This window comes from Blautia sp. CGZ-1-C1 (assembly GCF_056504575.1).
Map to the genome: position 1 here is coordinate 1 of NZ_JBWLUT010000029.1, position 5,380 is coordinate 5,380.

Genomic DNA, 5,380 nt, shown 5'->3' on the forward strand with positions numbered 1-5,380 from the left:
AGACCCCTGCATTGCCATGGCAACACCAATTCCACGGACTTTGCCATTACCCATATCGCGGCGTGGGTATTTTGCATCCCAGTCCATCATCTCTTTGGCACGTGCCATACAGCGATCCATTGCACAGCTCTGTGCATATGGCACATCCGGATAACCCGGAAGAGGGCCACCTTCTACCGGCATATTCAGTTCCTTGATTTTAACAGGATCCATTCCCATCTGATGTGCAAGTTCATTTACCGCAGACTCTACCGCAAAAATACCCTGGGTAGCACCATAACCACGATAAGCTCCTGCTGCCTGTATATTTGTATATACAACATCAAAGGCAAACTTGTACGCTTCTGTATGTCTGTAAAGACCGATTGATTTATGCCCACTAAGTCCTACCGTTGTAGAACTGTGTTCGCCATATGCGCCTGTATTGGATAAGGTATAGACATCGATTGCCTTGATGATACCATTCTCATCTGCCCCGGCACGTACTGTGATCTCCATCTCATGACGTGGAGAAGAACAGATCATGGATTCATATCTGGAGAAAATCATCTTAGATGGACGGCCGGTTTTCCATGTAACGATTGCCGGATAAATCTCGCTGACAGATGTCTGTTTCGCACCAAAGCCTCCTCCAATTCGCGGCTTGATCACGCGGACTTTGGAAGCCGGAATGTCGAGTGCTCTTCCTACGATTCTTCTTACATGGAAAGGAATCTGTGTAGAAGACAACACGATCAGTCTCCCAAAATGGTCCAGATAGCAGGCGGTACGGAAAGTCTCCATCATTGTCTGCTGATTTGCTTTTGTATGGTAAGTACGCTCAACTGTATATTTACATTTGGAAAGAACCTCATCTACGTTTCCATGCTCTTCCACCGCAGAGGCACATAGATTTCTCTTATTATCTCCGCCAAGCGGAATTTTCAGTTTCCAGTCTTCCTCCGGATGGACAAGGATCGGGTTATCTTTCGCTTTGTGAATGTCAAGAACAGGGGCTTCCACACGATAATCCACACGGATTCTCTTTAGTGCCTTATCTACTGCTTCCTCAGTCTCACCGGCTACGATAGCAACCGCATCTCCCACGAAACGGACATGGCGGTCAAGGATCAAATCTGTCATCCGGACTCATTTCCGGAGCAGTCTGACCGGCAAGAGTGAAACGCTTTTTCGGCACATCTTTATAGGTAAGGACACAGGCGATGCCTGCTACTTTCTCTGCCGTACCAGTTTTAATGTCTTCTACCCACGCATTGGCATGAGGGCTTCTTAGAACTTTGACGATCAGACAGTCCTTTGGTGCCAGATCATCTGTATAAACAGGCTTTCCTGTCACCAATGACATCGCATCTGTTTTTCGTACAGGTTGATTTACATATTTCATCTTATGCTTCCTCCTGTGCTTTCTTATATTTCAGGAATTTCAGGATACTCTTTGTCTGAGAAACGAAACCGGAACATCTGCATAAATTTCCGGCAAGATACTCTTTGATCTGTTCCTCTGTCGGTTCTTTGATCTCATTTAACATTGCAAACACATTCATAATAAATCCAGGATTACAGAAGCCACATTGTTCCGCACCTTCATTCGCCAGGAAACTTCCAAACTCTTTCGCTTCCCTCTGCATTCCTTCCAGTGTGACAATCTTCTTTCCCTCAACGCGGGCTGCAAGTGTACTGCAGGAGAGTACCGGACGTCCGTTTACCAAAACTGTACACAGACCACAGTTTGCTGTCTCGCACCCTCTCTTTACGCTGTAACATCCCTGCTCTCTCAAAAAATCAATCAGCAGTGTGTCAGGATAGATCTCCGCATGGCGGCTTACCCCGTTAAGCCAGAAATTAATATTCATTCTTCATCCCTCCTACTGCTTCCCAGGCTCTTCTTGTCAGTACTTTTACAAGAAGACTTCTATATTCTTCTGATCCTCGCATATTGCCTGCCGTCGGAACATTCTCGGCCGCATATTCGGCAAATTCTTCGATTGCCTGCGCTTTCTGCTTCTTTGTCATGTTTTTAAAATTTTTAAGAATCTGTTTCTTATCCTCTACGACCATGGCTCGTGCAGGTCTGGCACCGATTACTGTTCTTGCCTCATCTCCGATCACTGAAGCAGTACAGGTCAGTACCGGGAAATCTGTCTTCGTGTTTCTTTGGCTTAAATAACAGGTAAGAAGCGGCTCTTTGCGCACAATAATATTCACAAGGATGTCATTATCTTTCTTCATGTTTACAAATTCAGTCAGTGGAATGCGGCCTGCATCATATAATTCTACCCATGTGTCCATTCCAAGGAACATGGTCAGAACATCTGAGAAACCAAATCTTCCATAAATGCTTCCTCCAACAGTGGCACAGTTTCGAAACTGTACTCCCACAATATGGCAAAGGCTTTCTTTCATAGCTCCATGTGTGTAGGTGTTCAGAGCCTCATTTGTCTCCAGGTCACGAAGCGGAGTCATGCAGCCAATCACGAATTCATCATCATCCTCAGAGATCGTATCCAGTCCCAGACCGGAGAGATCGATTGCTGTAGATACTGCTCTGTTGCCCATCTTCATCCAGACCATTCCGCCAAGAACACGGGCTGTTTTTTTCTGGTTCAGCTCATAAGCCTCTGCCAGACTGTTTACCTTTACATAGCTTTTGATTTTCAGCATTATGTATTGTATCCCTTTCTTCCATACTTATCATTTATCATAAGAGTTACGGACTGCTGTTTCTTCAGGTTTCCAGACTCTGCGCATTGTTCTCCTGAGTCTGTTAAACAGCAGTATATTTACGGACATTTATGCACAATCCGTAAACGTCTGTCGGCATCTGCCAGACAGCCAATTAAGTATAATAACATAACTTAAAGAAAAAATCTATAAATAACCACTATCTTATAAATAAATTTTCCAACTTAATTTTATCATACGCAAAATATCCACGTCTATTGATAAATTTGTCCAAAAAAGCAGCAAAAAAATAGCAGGAATTACCAGAGGACTATCACTGATCTGCTCTTCAGGTTCTTTGATTTCTTCTTTCCCTCCATTTGTTTTGACCTGATAGCCAAATATTATCTGGAAAATATGTGCAAATTTTGAGATGCCTGTGAAATCCGGGTGAAAAAGATGTGTTCAGAATGTGACTTTCTATTTCACTCAGATATAACAATATCTTTCGTAAAGGTCTGTTTGTTTTTGTGTAGTATATATAAATTTTCTTGTATTATTTTTGTTTTTTTATGTATTTTACTGGTATTTTTCTGACATTAGTGTTATAATGTTAACAAATAAAAGACTTGTTACTATTGACAGGTGATACGATATCAGGATTATGGGAGCTTTGGCTCAGGTATCATAAGATAACAGTAACAGGGATGTCATAAGGAGGTTTTGATTATGAGTAAACGCGTGATTACAATAAACAGAATGCTCGGCAGTAATGGCCGTCTGATCGGTAAGGCTCTGGCAGAAGAACTTGGATTTGCTTTTTATGACAAAGAACTGATCGATATTGCAGCTCAGAAAGAGAATATTCCTTTTGATGTGCTTGCCAAAGTTGATGAGAAACGCGGCAGTCAGTGGCGTTTTCCTATCGATCATGAACTTCAGATGGACAGCGATTTCCACTTCGTTCCGATGAATGATGTTCTCTTTGATCTTCAGCGCAAGATTATTCTGGATGCAGCGGAGAAGGAGGACTGCGTAATTGTCGGACGATGCGCAAATTATATTCTTGATAATAAATGCCTGAGCGTATTTATCCATGCGCCATTTGATTATCGTGTACAGACTATCATTGAGCGTACCGGACGGGAAGAAAAGAGTGCTCAGAAACTCGTTAAGAAAGTTGATAAAGAACGCCGTACTTATTATGAATATTTCACTGATAAGAAATGGAAAGATATTTCCCAGTATCATCTGGCATTTGACAGTAGCAAATTTGACCAGGATACGATCGTTAAGATGATTAAGATGGCATTATAGATTGCAAATAAAAAACAGGTTCGTAAACGAACCTGTTTTTTATTTGTTCAGAATATATTGTTTCAGGAAATCATAGATCTGATTTTCTGTAGGCGGGCATCCGTTTACATTGTGTTCAAATTTGCAGGTGCAGGCACCAACGCCCAGTTTTCCTGTTTTGCCACGGTAACCCTGCCCAATACAGATCTTTGTATCCAGTTTTTCAAAAAGCCCATCATTTTTGAGCATTTCCAGTGCAGGGATAAGGTATCCATAGCAGGCACTGCAGGATTCTACTTCTTCTACAGCATCCTGAAGTTCTACTACCTTTCGGGATTTCGGCAGTTCCTTTCGGGCAGATTCCTCACAATAGATGATGTGAGCATTTTTCAGATCTGTACTTCCAACTCCCAATTCTTCTGCCAGTCCGATATAAGGAACATCTTTTGTCTCATAGTGCATGACCTGACAAACATAGGAATCAATCAGCACCGGGTCCATTCCTGCCCAGATTCGATTCATCACTACCGGGTTTCCACCATCCTCGAAATCCAGATCTCCACAGATATTGTCGACAACGATAAAGTCCTGATGAATTCCGGCATTGAGATGTGCGATTGGCTTATGCAGTCCCATTGCATGGAATCTGCGTTTCTCGGTGTTTGGAATCAAGCCTTTCATATTTTTTAATGCACAGGTTATTTTTGTCTGACAGTGTCCTTTCAGTACCGGAACGTTAATCAGGAAATCAATGTTCTCTACTCGTTCACAGACATTTAATTTCACACCTTTACAGTCATACTCTATTCCCTTGTCCTCCTGCATATCCCAGAAAGGCACCTGATATTTCTCTGAAAGTTCCTGATAACCACATACCTCGTAACTCTCTTTCGTCTTATCTCCTACCCAGGAACCTTCCAGAATTGCAATATTCTCATATCCATTCTCCTGCAGATATTCGATAATTCCCGCCACGATCTCCGAATGTGTGGTAGCTCCCCAGGAGGCTTCAGATGGTGATACAAGATTTGGTTTGATGCCGATCTGTATTTTCTTATCTGTTATCTGAGATACAAGGTCACATTGCGCAAGGAGTTCTTTTGTCATTTCTTTGTATTGGGTACCACTTTTTATATAGATTTCATTTTTATTCATTGTGTTGTCCTTTTTTCTATGTAAATTGTGTAATTTCTCTTGTGCATTGTATCACAACTATTCCTGACCTGCAATAATCCGCCACTCACCACACACCACAAATAAAAATGCCATCAGTTACAAACTTATTCTGTAACTGACAGCATTTCATTTTACAAATAGTTTTACAAATATTTCTGCATATCATCCCGCAGATTCTCTTCCATTCCAATAAGCTTCTTTGCAATGGAAATACTTTCGGACGACGCATCTTTGCATTGGTGCATGG

The 5,380-nt window shown here is 42.0% G+C and carries 4 protein-coding genes and 1 pseudogene; 1 reads left to right on the forward strand and 4 read right to left on the reverse strand.

Annotated elements, in window-relative coordinates; all coding sequences use genetic code 11:
• From AC058W_RS01615 to AC058W_RS01625, 3 genes and pseudogenes are all read right to left on the reverse strand, one after another.
• Positions 1-1,384 (reverse strand): annotated as a pseudogene (locus AC058W_RS01615) (xanthine dehydrogenase family protein molybdopterin-binding subunit); the annotation flags it as partial.
• A 1-nt stretch (position 1,385) separates the two neighbouring features.
• On the reverse strand, positions 1,386-1,853 hold the full coding sequence (locus AC058W_RS01620) for a (2Fe-2S)-binding protein (RefSeq protein WP_479389625.1): 468 nt from the start codon (positions 1,851-1,853) through the stop codon (positions 1,386-1,388).
• Positions 1,843-2,661 carry an FAD binding domain-containing protein gene (locus AC058W_RS01625; protein ID WP_118246949.1) on the reverse strand — a complete coding sequence of 273 codons (819 nt, stop codon included), beginning with the start codon at positions 2,659-2,661 and terminating at the stop codon, positions 1,843-1,845. Before AC058W_RS01625 ends, AC058W_RS01620 begins: the two co-directional genes overlap by 11 nt.
• Before the next feature lie 729 nt (positions 2,662-3,390).
• On the opposite strand from AC058W_RS01625, the gene AC058W_RS01630 reads away from it, so the two are divergent.
• Positions 3,391-3,978, forward strand: a complete 588-nt coding sequence (locus AC058W_RS01630) for a cytidylate kinase-like family protein (RefSeq protein ID WP_118246950.1) — start codon at positions 3,391-3,393, stop codon at positions 3,976-3,978.
• Between the two features lie 39 nt (positions 3,979-4,017).
• Here AC058W_RS01630 and AC058W_RS01635 read toward each other — a convergent pair whose 3' ends face one another.
• The gene (locus AC058W_RS01635; protein WP_118609548.1) at positions 4,018-5,112 is read right to left on the reverse strand and encodes a DUF362 domain-containing protein; all 1,095 of its coding nucleotides are present in this window, start codon (positions 5,110-5,112) and stop codon (positions 4,018-4,020) included.
• Positions 5,113-5,380: the final 268 nt, after the last annotated feature.